The following is a 16,479-nucleotide window of genomic DNA, read 5'->3' on the forward strand; positions in this document are numbered from 1 at the left end:
TTAACCGTAATGACAACGGTCACCGGTGCAGCCTTTGCCCTTCCCGCCGCGGTGCGCTTCACTTCACGCGTCGGACGGACCGCTTCGAACGCATTTCGGGGGACGTTATGGGCTCACACCACCACGCGCACGGCGACGGACACGCGCACGGCCCCGGGGACCACGGCGGGCACGCCCACGGCGCGGGGGGCCACGCCGGCCACTCCCACGGGGTGGCGGAGGACGCCGACCGCCGCTGGCTGGGGATCGCGCTCGGGCTGATCGGCGCGTTCATGGCGGTGGAGGTCGCCATCGGCATCCTGGCCCGCTCGCTGGCCCTGCTGTCGGACGCGGCCCACATGCTCACCGACGCCGCCTCGATCGTGCTGGCCCTCATCGCGATGCGGCTGTCCGCGCGGCCCGCCAAGGGCGGTTTCACGTACGGGCTCAAGCGGGCGGAGATACTCTCCGCGCAGGCCAACGGGCTGACCCTGCTGCTGCTCGCGGTCTGGCTTGCGTACGAGGCGGTGCGGCGGCTGCTGGATCCCCCGCAGGTCGAGGGCGGGCTGGTGCTGGTGACGGCGCTGGCGGGGATCGTCGTGAACGTGGCGGCGGCCTGGTGCATCTCCAAGGCGAACCGGACCTCGCTGAACGTCGAGGGCGCGTACCAGCACATCCTCAACGACCTGTTCGCCTTCATCGGCACCGCCGTGGCCGGTCTGATCGTGCTCACCACGGGCTTCGTGCAGGCCGACGCGATCGCCACGCTCGTGGTGGTGGCCCTCATGGTCAAGGCGGGCTACGGGCTGGTCCGCGAGTCGGGCCGGATCTTCCTGGAGGCGGCCCCCGCCCATCTGGACCCGGACTCCGTCGGGGACCGGCTGGTCGGGCAGGACCCGGTGGCCGAGGTGCACGACCTGCACATCTGGACGATCACCTCCGGCGAGGCGGCCCTCTCCGCCCACGTGCTGGTGGAACCGGCGGGCGACTGCCACGCGGTGCGCCGGGACCTGGAGCAGCTGCTGCGCGAGGAGTACGGGATCGGGCACACCACCCTCCAGGTCGACCACGTGCAGGAGGAGCTGCTGACGGTGGGCCCGGCCGGCTCGGTCCCGGACCGGGACCGGGACGCGCACTGCGCGGCCCCGCACGGCCCGGTGCACCGCGAGGGCCCGCACGACCACTGAGCCCCTCCCGCACCCGCCGCCCCTGCTGCGGGGGTCCGGGGCGGCGGGGCCTTCGGGGGCCCGCGACCGGCGCATGCCGGGGCCGGGGGCCGGGGCATGCATGAGGTCATGACACAGAAACGCAGTGCCGGACTGCTGCTCCACCGCCCCGGACCGGACGGCGCCCCGGAGGTGCTGCTCGGCCACATGGGCGGGCCGCTCTGGGAACACCGGGAGGAGGGCGCCTGGTCCATCCCCAAGGGCGAGTACGGGCCGGACGAGGCTCCGCAGGCGGCGGCCCTGCGGGAGTTCGAGGAGGAGCTCGGATGGCCCCCGCCGCCGGGCCCGTACACGGGGCTGGGCGAGGTCCGGCAGACCAGCGGGAAGCTGGTGACGGTGTGGGCGGTGGCCGCCGACTTCGACCCGGCGACGGTGCGGCCGGGCACCTTCACGATGGAGTGGCCGCCGCGTTCCGGCCGCACCGGGGTGTTCCCCGAGCTGGACCGGGTCGCCTGGTTCTCCCTGGAGGCCGCGCGCAGCGTCATGGTGACGGCCCAGACGGCGTTCCTCGACCGTCTCGTGGCGCACCTGGCCCGCTGACCGGGGCGGGCGGCCCGCGGGGATCCCCCGTCGGACGGAACGGTCCGGGGATGGGAACCGGCCGTGGCGGGAAACGTGTCTGGTGAGGTGTCAACAGGCAGGCACACCGCGGCGGCCGGGTCCGCCCAGGGGGCGAAATGAACGCGTGGACGGTCCCCGGCTACACGGAGACCAGGGAACTCGGATCCGGCGGCAGCGGGCGGGTGGTCCTCGCCGTGCACGACGCGACCGGCATCCCGGTCGCGGTGAAGTACCTCGGCGAGCGCTTCCGCCGGGACCCCGCCTTCGTCACGGAGTTCCGCTCGGAGGCCCGCCTGCTGGGCGGGCTGCACTCGCCGTACGTGGTCGGCCTGTACGAGTACGTGGAGGCGCCGTCCGGGGCGGCCATCGTGATGGAGCTCGTGGACGGGATCTCGCTGCGCGCCCTGCTCGCCCGGGAGGGCCGCACCGACCCGGAGCCCGCGCTGGCGGTGCTCAAGGGCTCCCTGCTGGGGCTCGCGGCGGCGCACCGGGCGGGGGTGGTGCACCGGGACTACAAGCCGGAGAACGTGCTGGTCGCGGCGGACGGTTCCTCAAAGCTGGTGGACTTCGGCATCGCCGCGGGCCGGGGCAGCACCCCGGGGGTGGCCGGCACCCCCGCCTACATGGCGCCCGAGCAGTGGCAGGGCCGGCCGGCCTCGCCCGCGGCCGACGTGTACGCGGCGACGGCCACCTTCTTCGAGTGCCTGACGGGCCGGAAGCCGTACGCCGGGGAGAACTTCGCCGAGCTGGCCGTGCAGCACATCGAGGCCCCGGTGCCGGAGGCCGCCGCGCCGGAGCCGGTCCGGCCGCTGATCCGGCGCGGGCTGGCGAAGGCCCCGGAGGACCGGCCGGAGAACGCCGAGGTGTTCGTGGCGGAGCTGGAGGGGCTGGCGCGGGCCGCGTACGGGCCGGACTGGGAGGAGCGCGGGCAGCGCAAGCTGGCGGCGCTGGCCGCGCTGCTGCCCCTGCTGTTCCCCTCCGCGGCGGGCGGTCCGGCCGTGGGCACGACCGCGCTGGCCGACACCTCCCTGGGCGGCGGGGGCGGGCCGGGCGGCTGGTGGCCCGGGCGGAGCGGCTGGCTCGCGGCGGCCGTCGCGGCCGTGGCCGGGGCGGTGCTGGTGTTCGCCACCCAGGCCGCCGGCGGGGAGCCCGGCGGCCGTTCGGCGGTGAGCGCGTTCGCGACCACGCAGGCCCGGCCGGCGGGAACGGCCGCTCCCGCTCCCGGACCCGGTACGCCGACCCCCTCGCCCTCGCCCTCGGAGGACGGCCCCGCGCCGTCCTCCTCCCCCGCGCCCTCCCCCACTCCGGACGCCCCGACCTGGGAGCCGAGCCCCGCCCCGACGTGGACCACCCCCAGCCCCACCTGGACGCCCGCTCCCACCTGGGCCCCGAGCCCGACCCGGACCGTCCGCACCCTGCCGCCCACCCCGCCCGCGACCACGTCCGCGCCCCCGCCTTCGGTGCGCGTGCGCTCGGTGGACATCGGCTCGTTCCGGCAGACCGGGACGGCCACCGGCGAGGCCTCGGTCTCCGTGGCCTCGGAGGGCTCCGGCCCGGTCACGGTGACCGTGGAGTGGTTCACCTCCGACGAGTCCGGCAGCCTCGGCGCGGCCGAGGGCACCGACGTGTTCACCTCCCGCGGGGAAGCGCTGACCGCGGTCCACTCCTTCACCGGCAACGGCTGCCATTGGGGCGTGCGCGCCACCACCAGGCCCGCCCCGGCCCACGGCCCTGCCGTCCGGCAGCTCTTCATCAGGCGGTGCACGATCACATGAGCGATCCGCGGATCCCCTTCGCCCAGGGCCCCGCCCCGCGGGACCCCGATCCGCCCCGCCCGTCGGCCGGCGCCGGCGGTGCGGACGGCGACTACAGCGCGACCGTGCTGGGCAGCCAGTGGTTCGACGGGCCGTACGACCCGGCAGGGCATCCCCGTACGGTGCGGGTGGCCGACCAGGCCACCGAACCGGCGACCGTTCCGGTGGTGGTGCCCGACCGGGTCGAGGGCTCGGTGCTGCGCTTCGGACCCGGGGTGACGGCGGCCGTGCCGCGGCCGCGCGGGTTCGACACCACGCTCGTCTGGCACGGCACCGCGGGCGCGCTCCCCGAGCAGCCCGCGCCCGCCCGCCGGGCGGGGCTGCGCCGGTACGCACTCGCCTGCGCGGTGCTGCTCGCGGTCCTCTGCCACCTGGGGTGGCAGAGGTACGGGCCGGCGCTGGAGGTGCGCGGGCTGCGGGTGGAGACCCCCGCCGGGGGCCCGGCCTGCGACTCGGCGGCCGAGATCACCGCGGTCGTCCGCACCAACGGCCGCCCGGGCACCCTGGACTACCGCTGGGTCCGCAACGACGGCACCCGCTCCGAGGCCCTCTCCGAGCGGGTGGTCCGAGGGCAGCGGGAAACCCGGCTGCGCCTGCTGTGGACCTTCCGCGGCACGGGCACGTACCGCGCGCAGGCCCGGCTGGAGCTGCTGTCCCCCGTGCACCGGGCGGCCGCGGGGGAGTTCACGTACCGGTGTGCGTGACGGACGGCCGGGGCGGGGGTCAGGCGGTGCCGCCGCCGGGGAGGCGGATGACCGCGGTGCCGCCGTCGAGGTCCACGCGGGTGCGGGGCGGGGCGCCGTCCTCCTCGTCCGCGCGCAGCACGAGGGAGCTCTGGCGCTCCTTCAGTTCGTTCTGCTTGCCGGGCGAGAAGCTCGCGTGGAGCTGCTCGAAGCCGGTGGCGGAGATCTGCCCCTCCCGGCCGCCCCAGCGCCACGGCAGCAGTCCCGCCCGGCCGGCGCGGACCAGGGCGAAGTCGGCGAAGGCCATCAGCGTGAGCAGGATGGCCAGGCCCGGAAGGGTCACGAAGACGGCGAAACCCATGCTGCTCCCTCCACGACGGCCGTACGGGGGCGCTGCGCGCCTGCGGGCAGCGTAGCCGAGCGGGGCCCGGGACGGAGGTCCCGTGCGGGGGGGCCGGGGGTCCCGGACGGAAGGCCCGGGTCCAACGGCTCCGGCCGTTCGGCCGGTTCGGGTGTGGCCGGGCGGCCGAGGCGCGGGGCGGGGTGCGGGGGCTTCACTGGATGGTGCTGCCGGGGACACGAGCGGGTCGCCGGGCAGCACCGCGTCCGCGTTCCGGCCGGCGGCACACCCCAACAGGAACGCGGCGTTCCGCGCAGGACGCGAGTCCGCGCGGAAGGCCCGCAGTGCTTTGGGGAGCGCTGCGGGCCACCGGCCTGCCCGCGGCCCCGGGCCGGGGCCCGGGCTCAGGCGCGTGCGTGTGCGGTGATGTCCGCCTCGAACTCGCCCAGCATGGCCGGGGTCACGGTCGGCCGGCTGCGGGCCACCGCCGCCAGGTAGTCGGCGGTGCTCGCGCCGAGCGGCACCTCGCTCGCGATGCGGACCCCGACCGCCTCCAGGTCCCGTTCGAAGGAGACCTGGGCGGCGATCCGGGCCGCGTGCTCGATGTCCGCGGGGGAGAACATCTCGCTCGCCTCGACCAGCGCCGCCACGTCCACGTCGGCGCGCCCGGCCGTGTAGCGGGACCAGATCGCGGCGCGGGCGGCGGCGTCGGGGGTGCCGATGGGGATCAGGTAGTCGAAGCGGCCGGGCCGCAGGAAGGCCGGGTCGAGGGAGCGGATCGAGTTGGTGGCGCAGACGAGGAGCCGCTCGTCGCCCTCGCGGAAGCCGGGTATCAGCTTGAGCAGTTCGTTGGTCACCCCGTGGATGCCGCCCGGCTGGACCGGTTCGCTGCGGACCGGGGCGATCTCCTCCACCTCGTCGATGAAGACCAGCACCCGCTCCAGCTCGGCGATCCGCGCGAACGCGCTGCGCAGGGCGGCCGCGAGGTTGCCCTCGTCGGCGAGCCGGGAGGGCAGGAGCTCGACGAAGGGCCAGCCGAGCCGGGAGGCGATGGCGCGGGCGAAGGTGGTCTTCCCGGTGCCGGGCGGGCCGAAGAGGGTGACGGCGCGCGGCGGCTGCACCCCGTGCTGTGCGGCCCGCTCGGGCTCGGCGAGGGGCAGGACCACCCGGCGCTCGATGAGGTCCTTCTCCTTCTCCATGCCGGCCACCTTGGCCCACAGGTCGTTCGGGAGGAACCGGCCGCCGAGGTCGTCGAGGAGTCCGGCCGCGGGGCCGTGCGGTTCGGTCTTCTCGAAGTAGGCGACCGCGGGCTGCCGGGTGTAGCCGGCGTTGAGGAGTCCCTCGCCGAGCAGGTCCTCCTCGGGCAGCACGTACGCGATCCTGCCGACGCGGGCGGCGATCAGGCGCCGCTCCAGCTCGACCAGGAGGGCGCTGGCCAGGCCGCGGCCCCGCCAGCCGGAGTTGATCGCGATCCGCATGACCCAGGCGCGCTCGCCCGCCACGCAGGCCAGGGCCGCGCCGATGGGGACGCCCTGGTGGACGGCGACCACGGCGGGCTGCCGGCCGGTGAGCGCGCTGATGCACTCGGCCAGGGAGAACACCGACTCCTGGCCCAGCTCGGCCGTGGTGTCGATCAGGTGGACCACCGCGGCGAGATCGCTCTCGCGGTAGTCGTGGATCAGCCAGTTCACCGGTACCGCCCCTTTCGTCTCCTGGGCCGAGGCTAGGGGCGGGCCGGGGCCGGACTTCAGCTCCGTGGTGCACAAGGGCAACCCCGGGCCCTTCCGTTCCGTCTATAGACGGGGGCCGGACCCCGGCGGCCCGTCCGCCGCAGGTCACGGCCGCCCGCAGCCCGGCCGAGGCGGCCGGCGGCCGACCGCCGCCACCAGCCGCTCGCCATGCCGCCACCCGCCACCCGCCACCCAGTCACGGAAGTCCCGATGCCTCCGCTCCCCCTCCGTTGTCCGCCGGCCCGACCCCGGCCCGACGCCGGGTCCCGCCCGCGGTCCCGGCTGCGCGGCGCGGCCGTGCCGCTGGTCCCCGCCCTGGCCGCCCTGGCGCTGGGCCTGTGGGGGCTCTCCCGCGGGCACAGCGTGTGGCGGGACGAGGCGGCGACCTGGCAGACCGCACTGCGGACCGTGCCGCAGATCTGGCACATGCTCGGGCAGGTGGACGCGGTCCACGGGCTCTACTACTTCCTGATGCACGGACTGTTCACGCTGTTCGGGGACAGCACCACCACCCTGCGGCTGCCCTCGGTGCTGGCCATGGCCGCCGCCGCAGCCTGCACGGCCCTTGCAGGGGCGCGGCTGGGCGGCCGCTGGGCCGGCACGGCGGCCGGGCTCACCGTGGCACTGCTCCCGGCCATGCAGTTCCACGCGCAGGAGGGCCGCTCGTACGCCCTGGTTACCGCGGGCGCGGCGGCGGCCACCTGGCTGCTGGTCCGGGCGCTGGACGGGACCGGCCCCGGGAGCCGGCGGCTGTGGACGGCGTACGGGCTGGTGCTACTGGGCTGCGCGCTGCTCAACTGGTTCTCGCTGCTGGTCCCGGCCGCGCACGCGGTCAGCCTGGCCTGGGTGCGGGCCGACCGGGCGCTGCTGCGCCGCTGGGCCGCGGCCGCGGCCGGGGCGGTGGCGGGGGCGCTGCCGCTGGTGCTCTTCAGCCGGTCCCAGTCGGGGCAGGTCTCGTGGATCCCGCCGACCACCTGGCACACCCTGACCGGGCCGGGGGCCCTGCTGCTGGCCGGCGGGATCTGCGCGCTGGTGCGGGCGCCCCGGGCGGCGGGCCGTCCGGGTGCGGCGGCGGTGGGGCTGCCGCTGCTGGCCGTCCCGCAGGCGGCGCTGCTCACGGCCTCCCTGTTCAAGCCGCTGTACCTGGAGCGGTACGTCCTGTTCTCCATGCTGGGCCTCGCGCTGCTGGCCGGGCACGCGCTGGGTGCGCTGGTGCGGGCGGCCGCGGGCCGGGGGCTGCGGTGGGCCCCGCTGGTCGTGCCGGTGGCGGCGCTGGCCGCGTTCGCCGGGCTGCTGCCGCTGGAGCGGGCCGAGCGGTCGCCCGGCAGCCGGGCCGACGACGTGTTCGGCGCGGCCGGCGAGGTGGCCGCGCTCAAGCGGCCGGGAGACGCGGTGCTGTTCATCCCGGCGGCCCGCCGGGACACCGCACTGGTCTCGCCGGACGTCTTCGAGGGGCTCGCGGACGTGGCCCTGGCGCGGACGGCGGTGGAGTCCGGCACCCTCAAGGGCGTGGAGTGCGACGGGCGGCGGATCCGGGCGGCGATGCTCGCCCGGCAGCGGATCCTGCTGGTCACGGATGCGCGCGGCCCGGTCCGGGCGGCGGGCAACGAGCGGGACCGGGTCAAGGTCGGGGTGCTGGCGGAGTCCTTCCGGGTGCTCTCGGACCGCACCGTGCGGGGGCGCCGGGTGCTGCTGTACGAGCGGCGGCCGGCGGCCGCTCGGGCCGACTCGCGCGGGATGTCCGGAACGTGAGACTCCGCCGCCGGAATTCACAGACGATTCTCAGCTGAAACCGGGCTTGGGCCATAGCCTCGCGGCCCATCGTCGGGGCATGATCCACGGCATGCACCTCGGTTCCGCCCCCCGGGTCCGGTCCTCCGGCCGGATACTGATCGCCTCCACGGCCCTGGCCGCGCTGGTCGCGGCCACGGGTGAGCCCGCCGTGTCCGCTCCGCTGCCCCTCGGGGTGACGGCGGAGGCGCAGGCGAACAAGGTCACCGACCGGGTGGGGGCCCTGTTCGCGGGCGGGGTCGACGGCGGGCACTTCTGCACCGCCTCCGTGGTGCGCAGCGACGACCGCAACCTGATCGCCACCGCGGCGCACTGCCTGGACGACGTGACGAACACGGTGTTCGTGCCCGGCTACCGCGACGGCACGGCGCCGTACGGGGTCTGGAAGCTGACCGGCGCGTACAAGGACCCGGCCTGGGAGACGGCCGCGGACCCCGATGCGGACATCGCCTTCGCCACGGTGGCCCCGCTCGGCGGCGAGGAGATCCAGGACCTGCTGGGCGGATTCCCGCTCCAGGCGGCGCAGCCGGACGACGTGGCGGTGACCGTGGTCGGCTACCCCAACGAGCGCGAGACCCCGCTGATCTGCGCCAACACCACCAAGAAGTGGAGCAGCACGCAGCGCGAGATCGGCTGCCCGGAGCTCAGCGGCGGCACCAGCGGCAGCCCCTGGCTCACCTCCACCGGCGGGATCGCGGGTGTGCTCGGCGGGTACGAGGGGGGCGGCACGGTGCCGGAGATCTCCTACAGCGCGGTACTCGGCGACACGGCCCGGGCGCTCTACGAGGAGGCCGCCGTCTCGGGTGGCTGACGGCGGGCCGGGGCTCAGGTGCCGGCGGGCCCGGCGGGCTGCGCGGGCTCGAACCAGGTGGGCTCGTCCTTGACCGCCTGCCGGATCCGGTCGAGCGCGAACGCGTCCAGCGGCGGCAGCCGGTCCAGGGGGAACCAGGCCACGTCCAGGGACTCGTCGTCGTTGACCCGGGCCGACCCCCCGACGGCCCGGCACCGGAAGGTGATGTCCATGTACTGGCACTCGTCCCCGTTGGCGTAGGTCACGGGGCGCAGGGCCTGGACGAGGACCACCCGCTCGGCGACGCACCGCACCGCGGTCTCCTCGTACACCTCGCGCACGGCGGTCTGCGCGGGCTGCTCCCCCGGCTCGGCGATGCCGCCGATGACCGACCAGCCGCCGGTGTCCGCGCGGCGGCCGAGCAGCACCCGCCCCTCCTCGTCGAAGACGACCGCGGTCACGCCGGGCAGCAGGAGCAGCTGGTGTCCGGCGGTGGCACGGATGCGGCGGATGAACTCGGGGGTGGCCATGATCCCGACCCTAAGGGGTGGCGGCGGACGCAGCGGCCCGGCGGCGGCGCCGGACCGCCCCGGCGAGGACCCGGCCGAGGGGGGCGGCGGCCAGGACGAAGAGCGCGTACTCGGGGAGGGCGCCGAGCCGGGTGGCCGGGGTGAGCGAGGAGCGCAGCGGGACCTCCGCGACCAGGGCGGCGGGCTTGAACATCTCCGTCTGCTGCACCACCTTGCCGTCCGGCCGGATCACGGCGCTGACCCCGCTGGTCACGGGGACGAGGACGGTGCGGCTGTGCTCGACGGCGCGGACCCGGTCCATGGCGAGCTGCTGGTAGGTCATCTGGCTGCGGCCGAAGGTCGCGTTGTTGCTGGGGACGGAGACGACCTGCGCCCCGGCGCGGACGGTGTCGCGGACGCGGCCGTCGAAGGCGGCCTCGTAGCAGGTCACCAGGCCGACCCCGGTGCCGGCCATGTCGAAGACGCCGGGCTTGTCGCCGGGGCCGAAGTCCCGGCGCACCCGGTCCACGTCGGAGCTGAACACGCGGGCGACGGAGCGCATCGGGATGTACTCGCCGAAGGGCTGGATCTGCCGCTTGTCGTAGGTGGCGGTGGGTCCTTCGACCGGGTCCCACAGGATCTGGGTGTTGCGCAGCGGTCCGGACTCGGGGGCGAGCACGGCGCCGATGGACACGGGCACGCCGATGGCCTTCACGGCCTGGTCGATGACCTCGTACGCGTCCGGGCTGGTGTACGGGTCGAGGTCGGAGGAGTTCTCCGGCCAGACCACGAAGTCGGGGCGGGGCACCCGGCCGGCCTTCACGTCGGCGGCGAGCTGGAGGGTGCGCCGGGCGTGGTTGTCGAGGACCGCGCGGCGCTGGGCGTTGAAGTCGAGGCCCGCGCGGGGCACGTTGCCCTGGATCACGGCGGCGGTGGCGGTGCCGTCCTCGGCGCCGGAATGCACCAGGGGGCGGGCGGCGAGGGCCCCGGCCACCGGCACCAGCACGGCGAGGGCGGCGGCTGCGGGTCCCGCGAAGGACCGGGCGGCGGCCGCGGGTCCGGCCGGACCGGGCCGCGGGGTGCGCAGCGTCCGCAGGAGGGCATAGAGGCCGAACCCGCACAGGGCCACGGCGAAACCGACGGCGGGGGTGCCGCCGGCGGCGGCGAGCGGGATGAAGATCCCGTCGGCCTGGCCGAAGGCGATCTTGCCCCAGGAGAAGCCGCCGAACGGCCAGCGGGCGCGGACGCCCTCGGCCGCCGCCCAGACCGCCGCGGCCCACAGCGGCCACAGCGGGAGCCGGGTGACGAGGGCGATGCCGAGGCAGCCGGCGGCGATGAAGAGGGCCTCGACCAGGGTGAGCGCCAGCCAGGGGACCGGGCCGACCTCCTCGCCGGTCCACACGAGCAGCGGCAGCAGGAAGCCGAGCCCGGCGAGCAGCCCGAGGCCGAACGCGGCGCGGGGCCGGCGGCCGTACAGGCAGTGGCCGAGCAGCGCGAAGGCGGGCACCGCCAGCCACCACAGGGGGCGCGGCGGGAAGCTCAGGTAGAGGAGCACCCCGGCGGCCGCGGCCTGCCCCGGCCGCACGAGCGCCCGCAGCCGCTCCCCCCGCCCGGCCGGCGGGGCGGCGGCGGTCGTGTCCTCGGCGGTACGGGTGGCGCTGCTCATTGCCGGAGTGTACGACGACGTCCTGTGCGGGGTGCTCCCAGGGCGCCGCCCCGGCTCGGGCCGGGCCCGCGGAGGCGGGAGCGGCCCGCAGGGGGCGGCGGGCGCACCGGGTCAGGCCGGGCCCGGGGTGGCGAGGGCCAGGAGGCGGGCGCGGATGATGCGGACGGCGGTCTCCGCGTCGTCCACGGTCACGGTGAACAGGCGGCCGTCGCCCAGGCGCAGCACCAGGCCCTCGCCGCGGCGCACCACCACCGCGGTGCCCTTCTCGGGACGCCAGCGGTAGCCCCAGCCGCCCCACTGGCGCGGGGTGACGCGGGGTTCGAACTCGGCGGCGGCCACCTCGCTGAGGCGGATCCGGCGGCGCGGCAGGCCGATGTGCCCGCAGCGCACCTCCATCGCCTCGTCGTCGACGGTGACCGCGACGTGGACGAAGGCGAGGGTGCCGTACAGGACGAGCAGGCCCGCGGCCGTGCAGCCGACCACGGACATGACCAGGGCGACGAGCCCGGAGGTCCAGGCGTACTCGACGGCGAGCTCGATGCCGAGCGCCATGAAGGCGGCGCCGCCGAGGGCGAGCAGCCACTGGCCGCGGTTGGTGGCGCGCCCGGTCCAGAGCGCGGCGGGGGTGCCGCGGGGATGGTCCCTCATGCCAGGCAGCGTACTGGGGGCGGCCCGGGCCCGGCAGCGTGCTTGGGCCGGCCGGGGGAACCTGCGGCCGTCCTCTGCGGGACCGGGTGCAGGAACGTCCCGGCGCAGGGCCGGCCGGGATCCGCGGTCAGCCGCGGGCGGGGGCGGCCGCGGCGGCGAGCAGCCGGCCCTCGGCGTACGCCAGGGCGTCCGCCGGCAGCTCCCCGGTGCGTCCGCTGAGGAGGACCGTCAGCCCGCCGGTGGGCGCGGCCTCCGGTGCGGCGGCGAGCCCCAGGCGGCGCAGGGCCTGGGCGGCCACGGCCTCCGCGGAGCCGTGGAACACGGGCAGGGCGCCGCCGGTACGGGCGTGCAGCGCGGCCCGGATGGCCCCGTCCACCAGCTCGTAGTGGGTGCAGCCGAGCACGAGGTCGGTGACGTCGGGCGGGGTGAGCGCGGCGGCGGCCGCGACCGTCCGCTGCACGGCTTCCTCGTCCGCCCGCTCCACGGCGTCCGCGAGGCCCGGGCAGGGCACCTCGGTGACCTCGGCGCCGGCGGCGAACTCGCGGATGAGGCCGCGCTGGTACGGGCTGCCGGTGGTGGCCGGGGTGGCCCAGATGGCGACCTTGCCCCCGCGGGCGGCGGCGGGCTTGATCGCGGGCACGGTGCCGACGACCGGGATGCCCGGCTCCAGCTCGGCCCGGATCGCGGGCAGGCTGTGCACGGACGCGGTGTTGCAGGCGACGATCAGGGCGTCCGGGGCCAGCCCGGCGGCGGCCCGGGCCACGCCGAGCGCGCGCCCGGTGAGGTCCTCCGGGGTACGGGGTCCCCAGGGCATGCCGTCGGGGTCGGAGGAGAGGACGATGTCGGCGTCCGGCCGCAGCCGCCGCACCGCGGCGGCCGCCGCGAGCAGCCCGATTCCCGAGTCCATCAGCGCGATCTTCACCCGGTCACTTTAATCGACCGCCCTGCGGCCCCCGGGGCGATCGCGCCGCGCACCCGGCCGCCGGTCGGCGGAAACCGCTTCCGCGCAGGGGCCCGGGACACGCCGTCCGGCCCGCCCGCCGGTCCCCTTGCCGGGCGGACCGGATGCGGCAGACTCCGGGAGATGAGCTTCGTCACCGTGACCGCGCTGCTGTCACTGGCCGCCTGGGTGTGGCTGCTGTTCGGGCAGGGCTTCTTCTGGCGGACCGACGTACGGCTGCCGCCGCGGGCGGCGCCCGCCCGCTGGCCCTCGGTGGCGGTGGTGGTGCCGGCGCGGGACGAGGCCGGGGTGCTGCCGGCGAGCCTGCCCTCGCTGCTCGCGCAGGACTATCCGGGCGAGGCCTTCGTGGTCCTCGTCGACGACGGCAGCACCGACGGCACCTCCGCCCTGGCGCGGGAACTGGCGGAGCGGCACGGCGGGCTCCCGCTCACCGTGACCTCGCCGGGCGAGCCGGAGCCCGGCTGGACCGGCAAGCTGTGGGCCCTGCGCCACGGCATCGCGCTCGCGCGCACGGCCGCGCCCCGGGAGCCGGAGTTCCTCCTGCTCACCGACGCGGACATCGCCCACGCCCCGGACGGCCTGCGCGAACTGGTCGCCGCCGCCTGCTCGGCCGGTCTCGACCTGGTCTCGCAGATGGCCAGGCTGCGCGTGGTCACCGGCTGGGAGCGGCTCATCGTCCCCGCGTTCGTCTACTTCTTCGCGCAGCTCTACCCGTTCCGGTGGATCAACCGGCCGGGCGGGCGGACGGCGGCCGCCGCGGGCGGCTGCGTGCTGCTGCGCACCGGCGCCGCCGACCGGGCCGGGGTGCCCGACTGCATCCGGCACGCCGTGATCGACGACGTCTCGCTCGCGCAGGCGGTGCAGCGCTCGGGCGGCCGGATCTGGCTGGGGCTCGCGGACCGGGTCGAGAGCGTCCGCCCGTACCCGGGGCTCGGGGAGCTGTGGCGGATGGTCTCGCGCAGCGCCTACACCCAACTGCGGCACAGTCCGGTGCTGCTGGCCGGCACGGTGGCGGGGCTGGCGCTCGTCTACCTGGTCCCGCCGGCCGCCGCCGTCTCGGGCGCGGCCTCGGGCCGGCCCGCCGCGGCCTGGGCCGGCGCCCTGGCCTGGCTGCTCATGGCGGGGACCTACCTGCCGATGCTCCGCTACTACCGCCAGCCCGCGTGGCTCGCGCCGCTGCTGCCGGTGACGGCCTTCCTGTACCTCCTGATGACGGTGGACTCGGCGCTCCGGCACCACCGCGGGGCGGGCGCCGCATGGAAGGGCCGCACCTACACCCGTCCCGGCGAGCCGGTCGGCCCGGGCGACGCCTGACCCGCAGCGGATTCCGTTTCGGGGCGCGCCGCCGGACCCGTCCCGCCTCCGCCCCGGCATGACAGAGCGTCAGGAGGCCGTGACTTACCGGCGGTACGAGTGGGCGCAGAAAGGGGCGCAAGTGACGAAACGTACGCCTGCGCGCCAGGTGGCGGCTGTGGCCCTGACCTGGGAAGAGGCAGGTCAGAGCGGGGTTGAAACAACCTCGCTATAGACCCGGTGGACCCGTGGGCTTAACTTATGTCGCATGACGTCCCCCCGCGCCTCTTACGGCGGCGGTTACTACTCCGCGCCGTCCTTCCCGGACACCCCCATCTACGACTCCCTCGTGGCCGAGCGTGGCACCCCGCAGATCGCCCCGATCCGCGTTCCCGCCGCCTACGAACCGGCGCTGAGCAGCAGCCATCTGCCCGCGCTGCCGTCGGCGCTCCCGGCCCTCCCGGCCGCGCCGGTCCCGGCGTACCAGAACCAGCAGCACACCCCGGCGTACGGGTACCCGTACCAGCAGCAGATGGCCCAGCCCGTCCCGCTGCAGAACGCGCCGGCCCCCTACATCCCGCAGCAGGCGGCGGCCGCCCGCGGGTACGCCCCGCAGCAGCAGCCGCGGCCGGTGGCGACCACCGGGTACGAGGCGATGCGCCCGGCCGCCCCGCGTCCGATGCAGGCGCCGGTCCCGGCCCCGTCACCGTACGAGGACCCGTACGGCCGGCAGTACCAGGGGCGCGGCTACTGATCCCTCCGCGGACCGCGCGGAGGAACAGTCCGAGGAAGGGGGCTGCCCGCCGGTGAAGGCCGGATGGCACCATGCCCTCATGGCGAACATGCATGTCCAGGCGCTCCACGTCCACCCCGTCAAGTCCCTGGCGGGTACGGCCCCTCGGGAGGTGGCCGTGGAGCCCTGGGGTCTGTCCGGGGACCGCCGCTGGGCGCTCGTCGCGCCCGACGGCGCGGTCCTCACACAGCGCGAGCATCCGATGCTGGCGCTGGCCTCCGCTCTGCCGCTGGGGGGCGGCGGAGTGGCCCTGACCGCTCCGGGACTCGAGCCGCTGACCGTGGCCGTTCCCGGAGCGGACGAGACGGTGCCGGTGACGATCTTCGGGAAGAAGATCGAGGCCGTGCTCGCGGACGCCGCCGCACACCGCTGGTTCAGCACCTACCTGGGCGTCCCCGTGCGGATGATCCACCTCGACGCGCCCGAGCACCGGCGGCCGGTGGACCCGGAGTACGCCCTGCCCGGCGAGACCGTGAGCCTGGCCGACGGCTATCCGGTGATGGTGGCCACCCTCGCCTCGCTGGACGCCCTCAACGCCCTGATCGCCGAAGGCGATCACGCCGCCGAGGGCCCGCTGCCCATGGACCGCTTCCGGCCGAACGTGGTCGTGGCCGGGGCCGAGGCGTGGGCCGAGGACGGGTGGCGGCGGATCGCGGTGGGCCCGGTGGAGTTCCGCGTCGCCAAGATGGTGGGCCGCTGCATCGTCACCACGACCGACCAGAGCACCGGCGAGCGCGGCCGGGAGCCGCTGCGCACGCTGGGGCAGCACCGCAGGTTCGGCAAGCAGCTGGTCTTCGGCCAGCACCTGGTGCCGCTGACCCCCGGCACCCTGCGCGTGGGCGACGAGGTGCGGATCCTGGACTGAGCACGGCCGGCCCGCAGGGGCCGTCCCGGGCGGGAACCCGCGCATGCCGTGGGGACGTTGTGAACGATGGTCCACGTCCCAGCGGGTCGGGGTGCGCGGTCCCGGGACATGGGGGAGGCTACGACCGAGGCAAAGGGGGTGCCGTACGTGCGGACGGCTCTGGGTGTCTGGCGGTGGCGGCGCAATCCGCTGCGCCGGAGGACGGACTGCGTGGAGGCCTGGGTGGCCTTAGCCGCGGCGGTCTGCCTGTTCGTGGTGGCGCCGGCGGCCGGCTGGCTGGCCGGTGCGCGGGTGGACGACACGCTCCAGCGGGCGGCCCGGGACCAGGGCCGGGCCCGCCACCAGGTGGTGGCCGTGGTGCTGCAGCCGCCCAAGGAACCGCCCGCGGCCCCCGGCTCCGAGGCTCCGGGGCAGCGGCAGACCGGGCCGTACCCGCAGGTGCTCGCGGAGTGGCCGGCTCCGGACGGCAGCGCCCGCACCGGGCCGCTGAACGCCGTCGAGGGAAGCCCGCGCCCCGGTGACCGGCTGCGGATCTGGACCGACGGCCGCGGCCGGCCGATGCCCCCGCCGCTGAACCGCACGGCGGCCCTCGCCTATGCGGCGCTGGCCGGGATCGCGGCGGCCGGAGCGCTGGCCGCGCTGGTGGACACCGTCCGGCGGCTGATCGTACGGAGACTGGTGCATCGGCGGTACGCCCGGCTCGACCGGGCCTGGGCGGCGGCCGGGCCGGACTGGGGCCGGGCGGGCGCGGGCAGCTGAGCGGTCAACTCCGCGGCCCCGCGCGCGCTACGGTGGAGCGACCAGTCCGGTCGGCACAGGCGGGGGCACAG

At 76.3% G+C, this 16,479-nt stretch carries 16 protein-coding genes; 10 read left to right on the top strand and 6 right to left on the bottom strand.

Going from position 1 to position 16,479, the window contains the following annotated elements:
• Window positions 1-107: 107 nt before the first annotated feature.
• The 4 genes from ACZ407_RS01320 (at window position 108) to ACZ407_RS01335 (ending at window position 4,284) form a co-directional block, all read left to right on the top strand.
• Window positions 108-1,166: a cation diffusion facilitator family transporter gene (locus ACZ407_RS01320; RefSeq protein WP_468124491.1), complete on the top strand. Its 1,059-nt coding sequence runs from the start codon at window positions 108-110 to the stop codon at window positions 1,164-1,166.
• A gap of 108 nt (window positions 1,167-1,274) precedes the next feature.
• The gene (locus tag ACZ407_RS01325; RefSeq protein ID WP_468124493.1) at window positions 1,275-1,745 is read left to right on the top strand and encodes an NUDIX hydrolase; all 471 of its coding nucleotides are present in this window, start codon (window positions 1,275-1,277) and stop codon (window positions 1,743-1,745) included.
• Window positions 1,746-1,882: 137 nt separating this feature from the next.
• Entirely contained in the window at window positions 1,883-3,541 is a 1,659-nt protein-coding gene (locus ACZ407_RS01330) for a serine/threonine-protein kinase (RefSeq protein ID WP_468124494.1), read from the top strand.
• Window positions 3,538-4,284 (top strand): hypothetical protein, encoded by a 747-nt coding sequence (locus ACZ407_RS01335; protein WP_468124496.1) that lies wholly within the window; start codon window positions 3,538-3,540, stop codon window positions 4,282-4,284. The genes ACZ407_RS01330 and ACZ407_RS01335 overlap by 4 nt, the downstream gene beginning before the upstream one ends.
• A 19-nt stretch (window positions 4,285-4,303) precedes the next feature.
• Here ACZ407_RS01335 and ACZ407_RS01340 read toward each other — a convergent pair whose 3' ends face one another.
• Window positions 4,304-4,624 carry a DUF6191 domain-containing protein gene (locus ACZ407_RS01340; protein ID WP_468124498.1) on the bottom strand — a complete coding sequence of 107 codons (321 nt, stop codon included), beginning with the start codon at window positions 4,622-4,624 and terminating at the stop codon, window positions 4,304-4,306.
• Between the two features lie 383 nt (window positions 4,625-5,007).
• Window positions 5,008-6,294 carry an ATP-binding protein gene (locus ACZ407_RS01345; RefSeq protein WP_468124500.1) on the bottom strand — a complete coding sequence of 429 codons (1,287 nt, stop codon included), beginning with the start codon at window positions 6,292-6,294 and terminating at the stop codon, window positions 5,008-5,010.
• A 336-nt stretch (window positions 6,295-6,630) separates the two neighbouring features.
• Here ACZ407_RS01345 and ACZ407_RS01350 point away from each other — a divergent pair, with 336 nt between their 5' ends.
• On the top strand, window positions 6,631-8,085 hold the full coding sequence (locus ACZ407_RS01350; protein WP_468124501.1) for a glycosyltransferase family 39 protein: 1,455 nt from the start codon (window positions 6,631-6,633) through the stop codon (window positions 8,083-8,085).
• Between the two features lie 79 nt (window positions 8,086-8,164).
• Window positions 8,165-8,935, top strand: a complete 771-nt coding sequence (locus ACZ407_RS01355) for a trypsin-like serine peptidase (protein ID WP_468124503.1) — start codon at window positions 8,165-8,167, stop codon at window positions 8,933-8,935.
• A gap of 14 nt (window positions 8,936-8,949) precedes the next feature.
• On the opposite strand, the gene ACZ407_RS01360 is transcribed toward ACZ407_RS01355, so the two are convergent.
• From ACZ407_RS01360 to ACZ407_RS01375, 4 genes are all read right to left on the bottom strand, one after another.
• On the bottom strand, window positions 8,950-9,444 hold the full coding sequence (locus ACZ407_RS01360; protein ID WP_468124505.1) for an NUDIX hydrolase: 495 nt from the start codon (window positions 9,442-9,444) through the stop codon (window positions 8,950-8,952).
• A 10-nt stretch (window positions 9,445-9,454) separates the two neighbouring features.
• Window positions 9,455-11,089 (bottom strand): apolipoprotein N-acyltransferase, encoded by a 1,635-nt coding sequence (gene lnt / locus ACZ407_RS01365; RefSeq protein WP_468124507.1) that lies wholly within the window; start codon window positions 11,087-11,089, stop codon window positions 9,455-9,457.
• A 111-nt stretch (window positions 11,090-11,200) separates the two neighbouring features.
• Window positions 11,201-11,737, bottom strand: coding sequence for a hypothetical protein (locus ACZ407_RS01370; RefSeq protein ID WP_468124509.1), 537 nt, complete (start codon window positions 11,735-11,737; stop codon window positions 11,201-11,203).
• Between the two features lie 127 nt (window positions 11,738-11,864).
• Entirely contained in the window at window positions 11,865-12,659 is a 795-nt protein-coding gene (locus tag ACZ407_RS01375; protein ID WP_468124511.1) for a glutamate racemase, read from the bottom strand.
• Between the two features lie 162 nt (window positions 12,660-12,821).
• Between ACZ407_RS01375 and ACZ407_RS01380 the strand changes: the two genes are divergently transcribed.
• From ACZ407_RS01380 to ACZ407_RS01395, 4 genes are all read left to right on the top strand, one after another.
• Window positions 12,822-14,012 (top strand): glycosyltransferase, encoded by a 1,191-nt coding sequence (locus ACZ407_RS01380; protein WP_468124513.1) that lies wholly within the window; start codon window positions 12,822-12,824, stop codon window positions 14,010-14,012.
• 247 nt (window positions 14,013-14,259) lie between these two features.
• Window positions 14,260-14,745, top strand: coding sequence for a DUF6643 family protein (locus ACZ407_RS01385; protein ID WP_468124515.1), 486 nt, complete (start codon window positions 14,260-14,262; stop codon window positions 14,743-14,745).
• Window positions 14,746-14,824: 79 nt separating this feature from the next.
• Window positions 14,825-15,649, top strand: coding sequence for an MOSC domain-containing protein (locus ACZ407_RS01390; protein WP_468124517.1), 825 nt, complete (start codon window positions 14,825-14,827; stop codon window positions 15,647-15,649).
• Between the two features lie 147 nt (window positions 15,650-15,796).
• Window positions 15,797-16,408, top strand: a complete 612-nt coding sequence (locus ACZ407_RS01395; RefSeq protein ID WP_468124519.1) for an Rv1733c family protein — start codon at window positions 15,797-15,799, stop codon at window positions 16,406-16,408.
• The last annotated feature ends 71 nt before the right edge of the window (window positions 16,409-16,479 follow it).

Source organism: Streptomyces sp. NPDC030809 (assembly GCF_055572195.1).